The 18,408-nt window shown below is 52.4% G+C and carries 9 protein-coding genes; 4 read left to right on the top strand and 5 right to left on the bottom strand.

From position 1 onward, the window contains the following. Positions 1–41: 41 nt before the first annotated feature. Both NSS83_RS30655 and NSS83_RS30650 read left to right on the top strand, forming a co-directional pair. Complete coding sequence (locus tag NSS83_RS30655) at positions 42–755, top strand: response regulator transcription factor (RefSeq protein ID WP_341347173.1); 714 nt, start codon at positions 42–44, stop codon at positions 753–755. After that, positions 755–2,152: a HAMP domain-containing sensor histidine kinase gene (locus NSS83_RS30650; protein ID WP_341347172.1), complete on the top strand. Its 1,398-nt coding sequence runs from the start codon at positions 755–757 to the stop codon at positions 2,150–2,152. Before NSS83_RS30655 ends, NSS83_RS30650 begins: the two co-directional genes overlap by 1 nt. An 86-nt stretch (positions 2,153–2,238) precedes the next feature. Here NSS83_RS30650 and NSS83_RS30645 read toward each other — a convergent pair whose 3' ends face one another. Then, positions 2,239–6,042, bottom strand: coding sequence for an S-layer homology domain-containing protein (locus NSS83_RS30645; protein ID WP_341347171.1), 3,804 nt, complete (start codon positions 6,040–6,042; stop codon positions 2,239–2,241). A gap of 208 nt (positions 6,043–6,250) precedes the next feature. Between NSS83_RS30645 and NSS83_RS30640 the strand changes: the two genes are divergently transcribed. Then, complete coding sequence (locus NSS83_RS30640; RefSeq protein ID WP_341347170.1) at positions 6,251–6,814, top strand: hypothetical protein; 564 nt, start codon at positions 6,251–6,253, stop codon at positions 6,812–6,814. A gap of 54 nt (positions 6,815–6,868) precedes the next feature. Then, positions 6,869–8,173: a TerD family protein gene (locus NSS83_RS30635; protein ID WP_341347169.1), complete on the top strand. Its 1,305-nt coding sequence runs from the start codon at positions 6,869–6,871 to the stop codon at positions 8,171–8,173. A 378-nt stretch (positions 8,174–8,551) separates the two neighbouring features. Here NSS83_RS30635 and NSS83_RS30630 read toward each other — a convergent pair whose 3' ends face one another. The 4 genes from NSS83_RS30630 to NSS83_RS30615 form a co-directional block, all read right to left on the bottom strand. Next, positions 8,552–13,318, bottom strand: a complete 4,767-nt coding sequence (locus NSS83_RS30630) for an Ig-like domain-containing protein (protein WP_341347168.1) — start codon at positions 13,316–13,318, stop codon at positions 8,552–8,554. A 291-nt stretch (positions 13,319–13,609) separates the two neighbouring features. Beyond that, positions 13,610–13,936 (bottom strand): cupin domain-containing protein, encoded by a 327-nt coding sequence (locus NSS83_RS30625; RefSeq protein WP_341348788.1) that lies wholly within the window; start codon positions 13,934–13,936, stop codon positions 13,610–13,612. Between the two features lie 42 nt (positions 13,937–13,978). Further along, a complete protein-coding gene (locus NSS83_RS30620) occupies positions 13,979–17,206 on the bottom strand; it encodes a polysaccharide lyase family 8 super-sandwich domain-containing protein (RefSeq protein WP_341347167.1) in 3,228 nt (1,075 codons plus the stop codon). Between the two features lie 28 nt (positions 17,207–17,234). After that, a complete protein-coding gene (locus NSS83_RS30615) occupies positions 17,235–18,404 on the bottom strand; it encodes a glycoside hydrolase family 88 protein (RefSeq protein WP_341347166.1) in 1,170 nt (389 codons plus the stop codon). Between the last annotated feature and the right edge of the window lie 4 nt (positions 18,405–18,408).

The raw sequence follows: 18,408 nt of genomic DNA, 5'->3' as shown, positions 1-18,408 counted from the left end.
TCAATGCCTGATCGTGTATACTAATTCATGGGTGATGACGATTGAATACGATGAAGAACCGCAAAATAATGATCGTTGAGGACGAACCGAAGATACGTGAGATGATTGAGCTTTTTTTACGAAAAGAAGGGTATTACCGCATCTATGCAGCTGGAGATTATAGCAGTGCCCTCGCCATGTGCCGCCAAGAGAAGCCGGATATCGCCATTCTCGATGTGATGCTGCCGGATCAGGACGGGTTCTCGCTGCTGTCCGCTATCCGAACCTTCTCCGATATGCCGGTACTCTTCCTGTCGGCGCGTGGTGAAGATGAGGACCGGCTGCTGGGTCTGGGACTGGGGGCTGACGATTATATCGTTAAGCCATTCCTGCCGAGGGAGTTAATGCTGCGTCTGAGCGCTGTGCTGAAGCGGGTATATGCGTCTTCCATACCAGAGCGGCTGCCTGCCTTCAGAGTGGGTGAACAGGTGGTGGATCTGGACAGCGCTGTGGTACTAAGAGAAGAGCGCGAGCTTCCGCTGACGGCGAAGGAGCATGCCATTCTGATCAAGCTGTACCAGAACGGCGGCCGGATTGTGACTAGTGATGCCCTTTGCCAGGCGGTATGGGGGGATGACAGCTACGGGTACGAGAACACATTAATGGTACATATCCGGCGTATCCGCGAGAAAATCGAAGCAGACCCCTCGAAGCCGGAGCAATTGCTGACAGTCAGAGGCCTTGGATATAAGCTCATGGTGCAGGAGGCGCTCTAATGGACAGTGCGGTCCGGATTTTACGCAAATTCGTAGGCTCTACCCTGCTGGTCTCTACGCTGCTGCTCCTGTTCAACCTGATCCTGCTTGGATCACTCATCTTCAAGGAGACCCATCAGGAGGCTTCGCCGGAGAAGGTTGTGCGCGAATTATCCTCAGCTCTGCAAGGGGCTGACGGCACATATTCCCTTGATTCCAAGGGGGCTGCACTGCTTCAGCAGAACCGGGCCTGGGCCATGCTGCTGGATACAGGGGGCAAGGTGATATGGAGTGAGCAGCTGCCGCCGGAGATTCCGCGCGCTTACAACATCGTAGAGGTGGCGAAGTTCTCGCGCTACTACTTGCTGGAGTATCCTGTGTACCTCTGGGAGCACCCGGAAGGACTTCTCGTCGTTGGCTATCCCAAATATTCATATGAAAAATATCAGCTCGGATACCTGACGGACTGGTTGCGCTCCCTTCCCTTAAGGGTGCTCCTCCTCCTGGCCTGCAACGTGGTACTGGCCGTGGCCCTCTCCTTGTTCATCGGCACCCGGCTGATCCGCAGGATCCGGCCTCTGATTAACAGTATCCATGCTCTGGCCAAAGACAAGCCGGTCCAGCTGCAGACTGCCGGACTCTTCAGCGATTTGTCCGAGAGTATTAATTCGGCTTCCGCTACGCTGCAGACCAGGAGCTCGCAGCTGAAATCTCGGGATGAAGCCCGCTCGAACTGGATCGCCGGGATCTCCCATGACATCCGTACTCCGCTCTCGATGATCCTGGGCTACGCGAGCAATCTGGAGGAGCAGGACAATCTGACCGGTGAGCAACGCCAGCAGGCTGCCATCATCCGCCGCCAAGGCGAGCAGCTAAGATCGCTGGTCAGCGATTTGAATCTCGTCTCGATGCTGGAGTATGACATGCAGCCGTTGCAGCTTAAGCCGGTCCGCTTATCCGCTCTGGCCCGGACCGTGGTCTCTGACTTCATGAATAACGGTCTGGAGGAGCGTTATTCGCTGGACCTGTGCATTATGGACGAGCGCCTGCAAGTGACGGGCGACGAGAAACTGCTGTACCGTGCGGTAAGCAATCTGGTCCAGAACAGCATCCGCCATAATCCGGACGGCAGCCGGATTACGGTAACGGTCTCCTGCAGCCCGAACCCGAAGGAGCCGGAATGCTGTCTATCCGTATCCGATGACGGGACTGGGGTTCCGCCAGAGCTTTTGCCGGAGCTGGTCCTGCTGCCCTACTCCGGGAAGCGGACCCGCCCCGTCCGGCAGGGCCACGGGCTTGGCCTCCCGATGGTCGCCCGCATCGCCGAAGCCCATAAGGGCAAGCTTGTTCTGGAAAGCCCTCCGGGGGAAGGGCTATGTGCGACTCTGCACCTGCCGGCTTTACCTTTGCCTAAGTAGAAATCAAGCGCCGGCAACGAAAAGCAGCGATCCTCCAATAACAGGAGAATCGCTGCTTGTTAGCTTTTAGAGCTGAGTGTACGGGTTCAGATTAGATCTGACTTCTGTAGCAACCGCTGTATGATTGTAGCAACTTCAGCCCGTGTAATATAAGCAGCCGGTGCCAGCACCTTGCTGCTTCTTCCGGTTATAATACCAGACTGGATACTGGAGATCATGCCGCTTACAGCCCAAGCAGAGACCTTAGCCCCATCTGTATAGGAGCGTAAAGTTTCAGTCGTCTGCTGGTTAGCCAGCCTGTTCTTCAGATTCGTAAGAGACATAGCCCTGCCCATCATGACTGTTGCCTGCTCGCGGGTAATCCGCTCATTGGGAAGGAATTGTCCATCTGCGAAGCCGTCAACCAGTTCATAGGCCCGGGCCGCCTGGATGAACCCGTAATACCAATCTGCGGGATTCACGTCCGTGAAGGCAGATTGTCCGCTCATGGGCTTCATTCCCAATCCACGGACGAGAATGGCTGTAAATTCTGCCCGGGTGATGTCGCGGTCCGGACTGAACAGATTACCGCCTGTACCTTCAATAACCATCCGCGAACCCATATCATTAACGGCTTGGCGGGCCCAGTGGGTACTTACATCCTTGAATTCAAGCGGATGCCATACAACGGCATAGATACTGTTGGTTAAGCTGTTCATTTTCGCGTAATACTTGCCGCCTGCCATGACCACCCGGGTTGGAATATGACGCACCTTGCCATCCGGGTCCACGGTTATACCTGTCGTGATTTGGTCAGGATCAATCCCGTCAGGCAGCATAAGGCTGCGTTCCACGTACGTATTGAATCTGGATACTTCTGCAGTTGCACTGCCATGGATAGCCCGAACTGTGAAATCCGCCGGAGGACCAGCCAAAGTGAATGCTCCTTGTGCAGCAGCTTGTTCGACTACTTGCATTTTGCTTTGCGGCAATCTGGATATCTCAATCTGCAGCTTAATATCCTGGAGGGCTGCAGAGCCGTCAAGCTGTTGGGCCACGGAAGCCATCTGAATCTGCCGGACTGGCAGTGTAAATGAACCCGCACCGGTCTGCAGCAGCAGCGTTGCCTCCTGGTCCTCCATGAACTGAATCATTTGACCGGTAAGCTCAGCAATGACAACCGCCGCTTGACCGTTGTAAGAGATAGTGATAACCGCCTGCTTTCCTTCCTCAGCGAGCCGTTGCTGCAGCCTAGCGGTATCAACAATAATAGTAGCTACAGTCTGATCACCACGTGAAGATGTGACTAATGTGCCTGCACTTTCAACCTTACCGTTCACCAGGACGTCTGCAGTTGTACTTGCCGGCGCAGCTGTCGGCTGTGCAGGTGAAGTAGCGCCGCCACTGTAGGGCGCTGCCGGAACAACCGCATTGGATTGGACAGAAGCCTCACTGCTGCCAAGTGCGTTGACGGCCTCCACTGTAAAAGTATAGCTTGTCCCGTTAAGCAATCCAGTCACTGTAACCGGGCTTCCTGTTCCTTTGGCCACGATGTTGCCTGGAGAAGCTATAACTCTATACTCTGTAACGGCAATACCTCCATCGTCTGCAGGAGGTGTAAACGTAATTGTGGCCGAGCCGTCTCCCGCAACTGCTGAAATCCCTGTCGGTGCAGATGGAACTGTGGCCGGTGTAGCAGTTACCTCATTAGACTTAATGCCTAAGCCCCCGGTATTCCCCGCTCTCACTAAGAACATATAGGTCTTTCCGTTAGCGAGCTCAAGGGCCTCGTAGCTCGTTGCTACAGCGTCTGCTGTCTTAATTAATTGAAGCTGCTCTCCCGGAGCTTTCATGTAGATATTATAATAAGTGGCTCCGGTTACACTGCTCCAGTTCAAGGTTACTTGCCGGTTACCCGCGGCAGCCGTCAATCGGGCAGGCGGCAGGGGCAGCACAGTAACGATTTTGGTCGCTTCACTAATTACACCATTGATGCTTTGAACAGCGTAATAGGACTGTGTTGCTGTTAAGCCGTCGAAACGGACAATTCCATTACCAAGACCGGAAGGAGTATCAGATACCTTGATGCCGGTGTATTCGAATAGGGTTACATCCGCTCCAGGGTATACATTGCTGACATCGATATAGCCAATACCGGCAACCGCAACAGGGGTTCTAAGCGTGGCATTCACAAAGCTCGAATTCACACTCTCTTCCCCATTCAACGTCTGGGTCACGTAGTAGCCCAGTGTATGGGGCTCCACATCCAGGAACTTGTAGGTATTCTCCGTAACGGAAGAAGCCGTTGCCTTCAGTGTTCCATCCGCCAGATACAGCTTCAAGGCCGCCCCGGATGTGTATCCGCTCACGCTGATGCTTTCTTCTTCACCCGCTGCCGCCGGTGCATCCGGTACTGACGGCTGAACCGTTGCAAAATTAGAGTTGGCGCTGCTTACCCCGTTAATGCCCTGTATGACATAATACGTGGTTCTGGCCGTCAAACCGCTGAACCGGAACTTGCCATTGCCCTGATCCACAGACACAGCTGGAATGGCTTGTCCGCTGCTCTCATATAGCATAATAGAAGCGCCCGGATAGATATTTCCGGCATCCATATAGCCAATGCCTGCGCTGGCATTAGGTGTGCGCAGGCTCGCGGATACGAAGGCCGAGTTCACACTCTCTTCACCGTTCACCGTCTGTGTCACATAATAGCCGAGAGAGTTCGGCTCCACATGCATGAATGAATAGGTGGCTGCTGTTACCGTAGGCTCTGTAGCCTTCAGCGTTCCGTTCGCCAGATACAGCTTCAAGGTCGCCCCGGATGTGTATCCGCTCACGCCTATGCTCTCTTCCCCGCCCGTTGCCGCCGGGGCATCCGGTACTGACGGCTGAACCGTTGCAAAATTAGAGTTGGCGCTGCTTACCCCGTTAATGCTCTGTATGACATAATACGTCGTTCTGGCCGTCAACCCGCTGAACCGGAACTTGCCGTTGCCCTGATCCACAGGCACTGCCGAAATGGGCTGGCCGCCGCTCTCGTATAGCGTAATGGACGCTCCCGGATAGATATTTCCGGCATCCATATATCCGACACCTGCGCTGGCATTAGGTGTGCGCAGACCCGCAGATACGAAGTCCGAGTTCACACTCTCCTCACCGCCCACCGTCTGTGTCACATAATAGCCAAGAGAGTTAGGCTCCACATGCATGAATGAATATGTAGCTGCTGTTACAGTGGGCTCTACAGCCTTCAGTGTTCCATCCGTCAGATACAGCTTCAAGGTCGCCCCGGATGTGTATCCGCTCACGCCGATGCTCTCTTCCCCGCCCGTTGCCGCCGGGGCATCCGGCACTAACGGCTGGACCGTTGCTAGAGTTGAGCTCCCGCTAACCACCCCGTTGATGCTCTGAATGACATAATACGTCGTTCTGGCCGTCAACCCGCTGAACCGGAACTTGCCGTTGCCCTGATCCGCAGGCACCGCCGGAATGGCCTGTCCGTTGCTCTCATATAGCGTAATGGACGCTCCCGGATAGATATTTCCGGCTTCTATATAGCCGATACCTGCACTGGCCGTAGGTGTGCGCAGACTCGCGGATACGAAGAACGAGTTCACACTCTCTTCACCGCCCACCGTCTGTGTCACATAATAGCCGAGAGGGTTCGGCTCTACATGTATGAATGAATAGGTGGCTGCTGTTACCGCTGTCTCTGTGGCTTTCAGTGTTCCATTCGTCAGATACAGCTTCAAGGTCGCCCCGGACGTGTATCCGCTTGCAACAATACTCTCCTCCCCTCCCTCAGCTGACGGAGCAGCAACCGCTGCAAATACCGGACCCATCATACCCGGGTAGTTAACCCATAGAATTGATAGACATAGTCCTATAATCAATAGCTTTTTTATCATAAATTCCCCCCTTAATAATAATTTCAAGAAGATAATAGCACAATTTGTCGAATCCGCACACTGCTTAATCGCTGAATATCCTGAAAAAATAAACTAATCTTTTCTTATTAAAAAGAAGGTATGCGGGTGAAACCCATCTCTCCCAATATTCGCTATATTCTGCTATGCTAATAGAAATTCATAGTAGATACAGGAGGCGTAACCCGGAATGGATGCATTTCAATATGAGCTTACCTCAGAGAGTTCGATTAACCTGAAATATGAGTACGGCGGTGAGTACTTCACATTCAGCCTGTACCGGGATGACAGCGGGTGGGTACTTCATCCATTTGACGGGATGCTGCTGCGGAATCCGGCGATGTGTACGCTGGTTGCACAGGAGCTGTTCAAGCACAAGCCTTTTCAGGTCATGCTGGCAAAAGAAGGTATCCTGTTCACCGATATACGCTCTACCGTCAATCTCGATAATGTCAATGCGCCGGTTGCTGCACGCAATGAGCGGGAGCCGCGTGGTAACCCTGCTGATGATCTGATGGACTTCGTTCAGCAGCACTCGATTGAAGAGGTCATTGACTACGAATGCCAGCTGGTGGGGAGCCGCATCTCCTTTTACAAAGAAATTCTACAGCGCATGTTCATGGACAACCTGGGTCCCTCAGACCCTGAATTCCAGAAGATACAGGATATTGTGCGGATCTATGAGCAGGCGCTGGAGCGGCTGACGGATCTGAATGGTCCGAACCTGGACGCCGGAAGCCGGGGAAGATTCTAAGCCTGCCAATGCACTTATACAAGCTTGAATTACTCATAGGAAAGGTTGGTTCTCATGACACTTGAGCTTATCAAGGGGCAAAAATACAGCTTAACCAAAGACAACCCCCGCCTCACGCAGCTCATCATCGGCCTGGGCTGGCAGGCTGCGGGAGCCGGGATTGAGATGGATAGCTCTGCTGTTCTGCTTACAGAGGTACAGCGGGTCTCTTCTGCGGCGGATCTCATATTCTATGGGCATCCCGCTGCCGATAATCAGTCTGTAGCTCTATTACCGCCTGAGCAACAGATCAGCACAGGCATGGCTGACCACGCACAAATCGCAGTCAGGCTCGACCAGATTCCTGCGGAATATGAGCGCATTGCATTTGTGCTGACGATCCATGAAGCTGTGAAGCGGCAGCAGAGCTTCGCAGGCTTAGAAGGCGCTTATTTACGTATCATGAGCGCTGCGGACGGAACGGAGCTGCTCCGTTATCCGCTGGGTGACGGTTATACGGTGGAAACTGCTATCGTTGCCGGGGAGCTGTACCGGTATCGGAACGAATGGAAATTCAGCGCGGTCGGCTCCGGTTATGCCGGCGGCCTGCCCGCACTGTGTCATAGCTACGGTATACCTGCAGATGAGGCTCAGGCATTGGTTCAGACAGCGAGACCCGAGGCTCCGCCCCGGAAGTCTCCTTTTGTTCTGCCGGAGCTGCGGCCACGCCCTAAGCAGAGGCCGGCGGATCTGTTGCCTCCGGCTTCGCCCCCCGGTTCTCCAGGGAATTCCGGTGACCGGCTGCTGAAGAACCGGGGGGAGACGGTCCGGCTTCAGAGCGGGCCGGGAGCTGCGGGCGAGATTGTCATCAATCTCAACTGGGTTCAGACCGAATCCTCCAGCTGGTTCGGCAGAAAAGGAATAGATCTCGATCTGGGCTGTCTGTTTGAGCTGAGCAATGGCCTCAAAGGCGCGGTCCAGGCGCTCGGCGAATCCTTCGGCAGCCTGAACCGCCCACCTTACATCCTCCTGGACGGGGATGACCGCACCGGCTCGATTGCCACGGGCGAGAATCTGCGGATTAACAGCCGCTATCTCTCCGAGATCAAGCGGATTGTTATCTTTGCCCTCATCTATGAGGGCGTGGCAAACTGGTCGCAGGCTAACGCCGTTGTAACCATAAGCCAGCAGGGCGGGCCAGAAATCAAGCTCCAGCTGGACGAGCACAACAACGATAAGGGAATGTGCGCCATTGCCATGCTTCACAGCCAGCCGGATGGTAGCTTCAGCGTGGAGCGGCTCGTCGAGTATTTCAGCGGACACGAGGAGCTGGACCAGCGTTACCACTGGAATCTGCGGTGGGAGGCTGGGAGCAAGTAGGCGTAATCTTGAGCGGCATCACCTTGACGGGGGTTGCCGCTTATTGTGCATGTGGTCGGTTTTTCGATTACATTCCGCCTCACGCCTCCGTGCCGGCTCAATGTGATCGGTTTTTCGATTACATTGAGCTCACTCTGCCTCACACTGGTCCAATGTAGTCGGTTTTTCGATTACATTGGGCTCACTCGCCTCACACTGGTCCAATGTAGTCGGTTTTTCGATTACATTGGGCTCACTCGCCTCATGCTGACCCAATGTAGTCGGTTTTTCGATTACATTGGGCTCACGTGCTCTCGTGGCAGCCTATAGCTTCAGCTGCACACAAAACAGCCCTTCCCCGTCTAAGACGGATGGAAGGGCTGTTTTGCAGTAATTATTTTATTCTACAGTATGATCTACAGAAGCTGCCTGGATGCTGCCGAATGCCCAGTAGCTTACTGGAACATCCGACCATTTCGGGGCTGCGCTGGTCAGCGGAGCCATGCCAAGGGCACGGTTAACGATGGTTACGGCTTCTGCGCGCGTTAACGTCTGGTCTGGACGGAATGTGCCGTCTTCGTAGCCGGTGATGATGCCAGCCTGAGACATCCGCTCAATGGCGGCCTGAGCCCAGTGGCCGGCAATATCGCTGAATCCGGCCGCATGGTCTTGTGCGCTTGTTATCAAACGGGACAAGATGGTCGCCATTTCAGCTCTTGTAATCGTCTGGTTGGGCTTGAAGCTGCCGCCCCCATAACCCTTCATGATGCCGCTTCGCGTCACTTGACCAATTGCTTCTGCCGCCCAGTGTCCGGCAGAAACATCGGAATACGCTACGCCGGCAGTGACTGCGGATTGGCTGAAGGTACGGGCAATGATGCTTGCCGCTTCCGCCCGGGTGATGCTGTTCCCAGGCTTGAAGGTGCCGTCAGCATAACCCGTCATATACGCCTTCACCTGCACCGCAGGATCTTGTGCAAGTACAACGGTAAAGGTACTGAATTTGCTGATACTGAATTGAATACCTGACTTTCCGGTCTGGCCGAAAGGTACGATTTCACCCTTGACCAGCTCTTTGGTGCCGTCGCTATGTTCAATGAAGACCGCCAGTGCCTTCAGTTGCTCCGCTGTTAACGAACTGTTGTTAAGCGGAAGCACCAGCGTAACCGGACGGCTCTGCAGGTTGGTGTCGATCGTTACCGGACGGCTCACAAGTGTAACTGTGGCACCGGGGGATACGCTCTGCACCTGTGCTTTTGCAAGGGCTTCAACCTCTGCGCTCTGCTGCGACGTCTTCAGTGGAACCAGATTGAAATAAATATCTGTACCGAATCCGGCCATCGAGCTGCCCGGCACCTTCACCTCAGCATTCACTGTGAAAAGATCCAGCATAATCTGATTATCAGCAAATTGCTTGCTGGAAGTTGCCGGAATGGTCAATCTGGTTCCAGCCACCTCATCATTCTTATCAGGCACGTTGATTCTGGCAATACTGGACCCGGCAGCCTTAAGCTCATTAACTGCCCGGATAGCTTGCTCCAATGTGAACGTAAGCGTGTCACTCTTCACTCCGTTTGCATCCTTAGTGCGGGTAATGACCACTGAGGATACCATGGAGCCTTGAGCGGCGCCGTTCTCAACGTTTGCATTAATGCTTTCTGTCTGCGGAGAAGGTGTCGGTACCGGAGCCGGGGCTCCCCCTCCTGATCCTGAACCGCCGCCCGGTGCCGGTGTAGGAGGATCAGTTGGCGTGACCGGAACAGGAACTGTCGAGAAGCTCCAGACCTTGCTATCCGCAAATCCTCCATAGCTGTTACCTGATTCGTCTGTAAAAGCACCCGCTTGAATCAGCACATAATAGCTGCCGCCCTGCTTCAGTAAACTGCTAGTATTGATGCTAACGATACCGTTTGTAATAGTGACAAGCTCCCGGTTGCCCGCTTCGATTGTCGTTACATTCTCATGATCTGCTGCATTTACAATCTCAATATTACCTTTTCCAGCTAACACATTCTCGTTAAAGGTTAATGTGAGTGTAGCAGATACAGGTACATGCGTTGCATTGCCTGCCGGACTGTAAGAGGTTACTACAGGCGGTGCCGTATCTGGTGCACTGGTGGTCACAAACCGCCAGGCGTTAATGCCTGCAATGCCGGCATAGCTGTTGCCTGCGTTATCTGTGAATGCTCCCTCTGTAACCCGTACAAAGTAGCTTGTCCCATGCTCCAGATTATCTGCCGGATTAATGGTTACGACATTGTTCAGGATCGTTACCCTATCCGAAAGAGCAGGAATCGCCGCTACCGGATGAATGTCATCGGTGCTGCGGAAAATCTCAATGGTACCCGCCGCCGCCCGTACATTTTCGCTAAAGGTAAGAACCAGATTGGCGTTCACTGCCACTTCGGTGGCCCATGGCTCCGGCGAATATGTCATCACCGTTGGCGAGATCCGATCCGGTGCATCTGTGGTTGTGAACTGCCAGACTGTACTCTCCGCATTACCGGCATAGCCGTTGCCTGCGAGATCAGTAAATGCCCCGGCACCAATCTGTACATAGTAGCTCACACCATACTTCAGATCATTCGTAGGATTAATCGTCACTACATTGCTATGAATAGTTACATTCCCGGAAGCTGCAGGAATCGTCGCTACTGGTGCATGATTCGCACTATTGTAGATGACGATATCGCCTTCCCCAGCTTTTACATTCTCGCTGAAGGTAAGCTCCATATTAGTCCCAATAGCTACATCGGTTGCACCATTCTCAGGGGAGTAAGTGTTCAACACAGGTGCAGTTGTATCTGGTGCATCCGGGGTAGTAAACTGCCAAGTGGTGTCGTCTGCAATACCAGCATAGTAATTGCCGGATGCATCTGCAAATGCATCTGCGCTAATCCGCACATAGTAGCTTGTACCATACTCCAGATTGTTCACCGGATTAATGGTTACTACATTGTTCAGAATGCTTACGTCTCCGGCAGAGATCGTAGCTGCTATTTTGTCGGACGAGATGTTGTAAATCACAATACTACCTTCCCCTGCTTGTACATTCTCGCTAAAAGCAAGCTTCAGGTTAGCTCCGATAGCTACATCTGTTGCCCCATTCTCAGGCGAGTATGTGCTTACGATTGGGGCTGTCGTATCCGGCCGGCTGGTTGTTGTAAACCGCCAGGTGGTATTGTTCGTGATACCGGTATAGCTGTTGCCTGCCATATCCGTAAATGTACCATTATCTATCATCACATAGTAGGTCGCACTGTAAACCAGATTCCCCTGGTGATTGATCGTTACTATATTGCCGTCAATGGTTACATCATCGGAGCTGACAGGAATTGTCGCGGCCGGGTTAACACTATTGACACTATTGTATATCTTAATTTGCCCTTCACCCTTCTGTACATCCTCATTGAACGTAAGAGTCAGGTTGGTGCCGATCTCTACATCCTTTGTTCCACTCTCAGGAGAATAACTGCTCACCACCGGTGGCACAGTATCAGGCGCTTCTTCTGTGGTGAACTGCCAGGTGGTGCTGTCCGAAATACCTGTATAAGAGTTAGAGTTTTCTGATAAATCTCTGAAAGCTCCGCCATCGATGTTTACAAAATAGTTAGTACTGTACTTAAAATCATCATACGGTACAATGGTTACCACGTTATCCTTAACCGTAACATTCGTTGAGTTAACCGGAATTACTGCCGGGTAATCTAAATCCGCACTGTCGTAAATCAGAATGTTGCCACTATCTGCCGTTACATCCTCATCAAACGTGAGTGTCAGTTGGGCATCAGTCGCTACTCCCGCATCTCCCTGGTCTGGAGAATAGCCGATAACAATCGGAGCTTCCGTATCACCTTGTCCGGCAACTGTCGTGAAGTTCCAGTCACCTGCTGCGATCGCTGCATTGCCGCTGTCACCGTTAGTGAAAGCATCCGCGTCAATGGTTACAGCATATTTCATATCTGGATCGAAATTCTTACCCGGATTAATCGTTACCATATTAATAGCCGGATTTACCGTTACTCTGCTGGTGTCATCCGCCTGGATGATTTCAACCGGAGCAGATGTATCCGCAGCTTTGAAAATTTTAATATTAAAGTCGTCTCCAGCAGCTGCCGTCACTGGCTGATTAAACATCAGCTCGAGATTTGCATCTAATTCTACATCAGTGTCCTCATTCCCTGGAGTCAGACTGAGCACCCGCGGGATGTTGGGAATGACATAAGACATAATGATCTCTCCGGAATCACCTGCTGCAATAAATTGATTAATCCCTTGGAAAAATACAATGCCGTTCAGATTTTCAGTCGCGTTTGTATTCTCAGACTTCCATGTCTGCCCCAGGTCACTAGTGGAAAATACTTTCCCGCCATCTCCTGCGGCCATAAATACGCTATTGCCGAAAGCCACTCCATTCAGGTTCACTTTCGATTCAAGGACCTTCACCGCGCCTTTCGAACTTTCCGGAGAGGTAATAATAGTTCCGGACGCACCAACCGCCACGAACATCCCGCCGCCAAAGGTGATCCCGTTCAAGTTGTCGGTTGTTTTGCTTGTTACCTTAGTCCAATCAGATCCATCTTTGGACACTACCACTGTACCGTTATCACCCACTGCTACAAAAGCACCGTTGCTGTAAGCCACGGCGTTCAGATTCTCAGTAGTGGCGGAGTGTACTATTTCCCAGTCAGCGTTATCGTTGTCACTTTTCTCCATGATAAATCCTGAATCGCCGACTAGAACTAATTTTTCATCACCGTAACTGACTCCATTCCAGTTCATACCGAAGGATCCATCGGAGGGTGTCCAGGACACGCCATCTGTTGACGTTAGGAGAATCCCATTGTCACCGACTGCAACGAATTCGCCGCCTGCGCCCTTATGAATAATACTATTCAAATCCTCGGTTACCCCAGAATCACTAACTGCCCAGGTCGAAGTGCTGCTTGCGGCAACAATTTCCCCTGCTTCCCCCACTGCAACTAAAGTATCTGAGCCTACAGCAACCCCATTTACGTTTTTGCCGTCTGGCAGCGGACCAACATTCTCCCAGCTTTCCGTACCGTTGTCTGTCGAACCCGCATATACCGGAAAGGCCCCGGTCCAAACTAAGCTGATCGTGAGTAACAACGAGAAAACTTTTTTCAATCCCTTACCCTTAAACAATGTATCGCTCCCCCTTGTTCATTCATCCTGTGCGCTATATTGCAAATTCTGCTGGAGTGTAGCATCTGCCCCCTTAGAAATTTTCATATATGCGCCCATTCTAGCAGACAGCTCTAAACAAACTCTTAACAATTCTCGACAAAAACCGATTCATCAGGACCTAAATGGGGTATAGCTCGAAAAAAAATGAAAAAGTCCTGATTTTTCTAAAAAAAATAGCACATAGAGCCTTCGCTCATATGCGCTATTTTTATTTCCAATCTGCACCGTTAGTCTTGGAGACAAGGATTATCAAAATTCGCGAGAGTTCAAAAGATCCTCCCGAAGCGGTGTAAAGGTATCGAGCAGCACGCCTTCTTCAAGAGCTATGGTACCGTGGACCACTCCACCAGGTATGTTGAGAACTTCACCCTGCCGGAGCAGATGCTTCTCTCCATTCATCCGAAACTCGAAGCTTCCTTTGAGGCAATACGTCAGTTGCTCGTGAGGATGGGAATGCTCGTTACCCTGCGAGCCTTTCTCAAAATGTACTTCCATCATCATCAGCGATTGGCCCGGCTTAAAAATACGGCGTTTCACTCCAAGTCCCGCTTGTTCCCATACGTTGTCATCGTTCACCATACCTGCTTCCCCTTCCCTTTATACGATTCGTTTAACTGCTTATTGTCTGATTGCTAAAACCGGACTGGCAGAATCCAAAGTCTGTTCTTTGGAGCCATAAATTACGTCCCCGTTGCTTCCAGTATTGGAAGGAGCATATACCATGAACGACAACGATCCGCCAGAAGGGATAGCCTCATTCACTTGCGCCGTTACGTCAATTTCCACTGGAACCCCCACGGCCATTCCGGCCCATTCGTCAATTACGCTTCCTGCAGCAGACTTATTATTCCAGACGATGCCCGTCTCCGTCCACCCCCCGGTGGCTACAGCTATAGCATTTACGTTACTTGCTGCACCAACGTAAGTCGGCACCAGCCTGAGCTTGGCCTCCGCGACTGGAGAGCTGAAGGCGGATATATCGAACTGCAAATACGATGTGCGCGTATATCCGCTGGAGCTATTCTTGATTACCAGGGAATTCACTGTTCCGTAATTGGTAGAGGCGTAGGTTCCGTCCCGTACGTATGCATCTGCAGCGGGTAAAGCACTTAACAAATGCACAGCTTCAGACGGCTTCCCCTCTCCGGCTGCATTATATGCGGCAACGGCATAATAATACTTCGTGCCGTTCAACAGACCCGTTACTGTGCCTGATGTAGCTGTCCCAACATCCAGCGTAGAGGAATAGACTCCCGGAGTGTTGCCGTATTTAATGCGATATCCGCTCGCTCCGCTGACGGGTGACCAGCTTAGAGTCGCCTGCCCCTTCCCTCCAGACAGGGTGCTAATTACTGGCGCCGCCAGATTCCCGGGATTTTCGGGCGTCAGGTCAAACGTCACACGCAGAGAACCTCCCTTTTGGCCATTCACATCCACCGAGAGTTTAATCGTTGGACTCAATTGAGTGACAGTGATTCCGGGATCGGCCGAGAGCACACCCGAAGCACTGCGGTTAATCTCCAACTGGATGCTGCCGGTATTGGCCTGAGTAGGGTCGGATACCGACACCTCGGCCTCAGTCTCAGACTGCTTCAGCAGAACGGAAGCTTTGCCGCTGCTGGTAATACCGCCAACACTTTTACTCGCCGAATTCCAGAAGTTCACCGCTGTCAGATTCAGATGATTCTCTTTCACTGCTTGGGCCTCCGTAGAATTCTCAAGCACTGTATAATCTGGGTCAGCCGCATAATCCGCCGTTTGCGCTGTGCTCAGATTAGGAAGCAGGGCGTACTGGTAGCCTGCCTCCCCGGACGCAGTCCCATGATCGAACCATATCGTCTGGAAATGGTTCGTCTTCGTATCCGTCAGCAGCGAGCTGGAGTGGATATCCGTCCACTTCCCGCTGCGTGTCTCACGAAGTGTCTGTAACGTTGGGGCTTCAGGGAAATAGTATCCTACATCCGAACCGCTGGCCGTATTCCCCGCAAGGTGCATCCAATTCACCCCGGTAGATGTCTGTTGTCCTTGCGTAAGTGAGGGGGATTGTGCCGTTCCATTCACCTCGAAGGCATTGCTTCCTGTCCCGTTCAACTTGCGGTTATCGACAATCGTCTCGATCGTACGGCCCGAAGTGCTCTTGATTCCGGCACCAAGGGCGACAATCTCATCGTCGAACATGAACCAGGACTTCTTGCCGCTCAACGTTCCACCATATGGATTGAGCTGCATGCCGGCAAGGCCATACGTCCCATCGCTCGCTCCGCCTACCCAATTCATGGATGTCACAGCACTCTGTCCGGCCGCATTGGAGAGCGTTCCTGTATCCACAGTCGTGCCTGCCAGCCGGTACGGATCGACCGTAGGCCAGTAGTTATCGTCGTATTGGCTGAGATCCTGATTGTAGAGATAGGTCATGCCGTCGCCCATATGCCAACCATGCAGATTATCCCCGTTGATTGACTCGTACCGGGCAATCCGGCTGGAGGACATCGCCAGTCCAAAGCCAAAGCCCGGACGAAGCTGTATGAACCGGTCCGACTCAGGGAAGGCAATATTGCCGATCCGTTCTCCCCGGGCTGCAATAGATGGATCATTCAGCAGCTCTTTAGCCAGGTTGATGTAAAAAATCGAATTGCCTCCGCTGATAAAGCTCCGGTACGTATCCTTCGTAATCCATTCCTTCACCATGCTTCGGTAATCGTCAGCATTTGATTCAGGTGCGAAGGAGCTTAAGAGCAGGATGGATTGCGCTGCAGCAAAGCCGTAGTAGTGATCATCTGCGGTGGAGTAAGCAATGGTTCGCCCGCGCAGCATTGACATCAGCGAGCCGTTATAGACCGCAGGTTCATAGGTAGCATACACCCACTGGTACAGATTGGCGCTCTCCGGGTCTGTTATCTCCCAAGAGGAGCCATCCAGCAGGTAAACGAGATTGACAATGTACTGTATGTAAGTCGTCCCATAGTTGCCGAAATAGGGATGCTTATTATGCTGAATAAAAGATCCATCCCTATGCATACCGTCTCCTGTGCTGACATAGGAAAATACGTTATTCATTCCATTTGTAGAGGTTGGGAGCGTTGTGGCGTCGCTAAGACCATCTCTGCCAAGCGCGACAGCCGCGCTGTCTTTGAGCAGGATGCCGCGAAGGGTAACCACCCAGCTTTTTTCCACACGATTCGCCCCTGTAGCAACAGCGCTATTCTGGGGAGCCCGGTTCGGATCAGGGGTGAACTTGTTGACTGCATTCATATAGTTGGTAATCTGAGCAGCGGTTAAGTCATCATACATTAGCACGACAGCATCAAACAGTCCCCTTGGAGCAGATAGCTCCCAGTGATACCAGTTATTGTAGAGGGTTGTACCAGGGTTGTAACGGTTCGTATACATCCAGTCCAAGGCTCCAATGATATCGTCACGCAGCGCGGGATTCCCATAGAGCGGATTATAGGCCGGGGAGCTAGAATCACTGCTGCCGACTGTCTGATACGCCAGTGCCATCGACCTGATCCGGTTATATTGATAGACAATTTCTGCGGAGACCGTTGTGCTGGTCAGATCTGTCCATAGACAGCCGCAGCTTGTCCGGTCCGGACCTGTTTGAAGCGTATCCCAGAATCCGGTTCCTTCGTCATTTTGTACAGCGCTGACGGTGAGTGCAATCTGATTGGCAAGGTCGGGGTCCCCGGTGTCTACAGACAGACCACCCGTAAGTACAGTCTTCCACTTGTCTCTGAGCGTATCGAATTCATCAGCGGCCATCACTCGTGGCACAGCATTTCCCATTGTACCGAACAACGAAATAATAAGAACAAACAAGCTCACCCATGAAATCGTCTTCCTCACCTTACATCAGCCTCCCCGTTTGGAATTCTCAACGCTCATACCAATAGCCCGGAACACCCTTCCAGATCCGCATCAATGCCTCCAAATAATAATAGTCGCCCCAGATCATATAGCCATCCAGTCCCAGATCACCTCTCACATAATAGGAGCCGTGGTCGAGCAGCCCCTCCGCTTCCGGCTGTCCCAGGGTCGAGAATGCTCCCATCAGGCCTTCCATGGTCCGGGACAGCGCGATTTGCAGCTGTGGCAGCAGCTCGTCATCCGCTTCCAGATGGGATAGCAGCTCCAGCATCCCGCATGCCGCGATGGCTGAGGCAGAGCTGTCCCGGATAGTATCCTTGTCCACGGGAACGTCGAAATCCCAATAGACCACTCCGTCTTCGGGAATGCGCTCTATAAAGTAGCGGGCCATTCGCTTCGACGTTTCGAGATAATCCGGTTCCCGGGTGTAGCGGTAGGAAAGAGCGAATCCATAAATTCCCCATGCCTGCCCCCGTGTCCATGTCGAGCCGTCCCGGAAGCCCTGGTGGGTTCCTCCGCGAATGGCCTCTCCATTCTGCTGGTCAAAATAAAATGTATGATAGGATGAATCATCCCCTCTGACGAGAAAACGGCGGGCTTTTTCCGCATGTGCCTTGGCAATGACTCCATAGCTGTCAACCCCGGTCACAGTCTGCGCCCAGTACAGCAAGGGCAGATTCATCAGACAATCAATGATGATCCGTCCACCATTCTCAGGATCCCCCTCCGGTCCCCAAGCCTGAATGACTCCCGCTGCCTCTCTCCATCTGCCAAGCAGATGATCCGCCGCACGCAGCGTGAGGGATTTAAAGGCCTCATTCCCTGTAACCACCCAGCCGGCAAAAGCGGACGGGCCATACAGGAAACCAATATCATGATGGTCCAGCATCACCTTCGCCTCAAGGCGCGCAGCAAAATCATTCACCTGTAACTCCGCTTGCTCCCTGAAAAAAGAATCGCCGTTATACTCATAACAGAGCCATACGAGGCCGGTGTAGAAGCCTTCTATCCAGTCCTCATTCGAACCCCAGTCATACTCCTTGTTCCTCCCCATTCCGATATGGGGATAGTCTCCGCCGTGACGATTCAGATTCGCTTTGACTTTGACGACAGCATCTTCGATAGCGCTCTTGATTCGCTGCTTGTCCGGCAACGCCGGATTTGATTCTGTGATCATGTAG

Source organism: Paenibacillus sp. FSL H3-0469 (assembly GCF_038051945.1).
Lineage (GTDB): Bacteria > Bacillota > Bacilli > Paenibacillales > Paenibacillaceae > Paenibacillus_AQ.
Note: the sequence above shows the minus strand (reverse complement) of the source record. Positions and strands in the feature narration are given on the sequence as shown.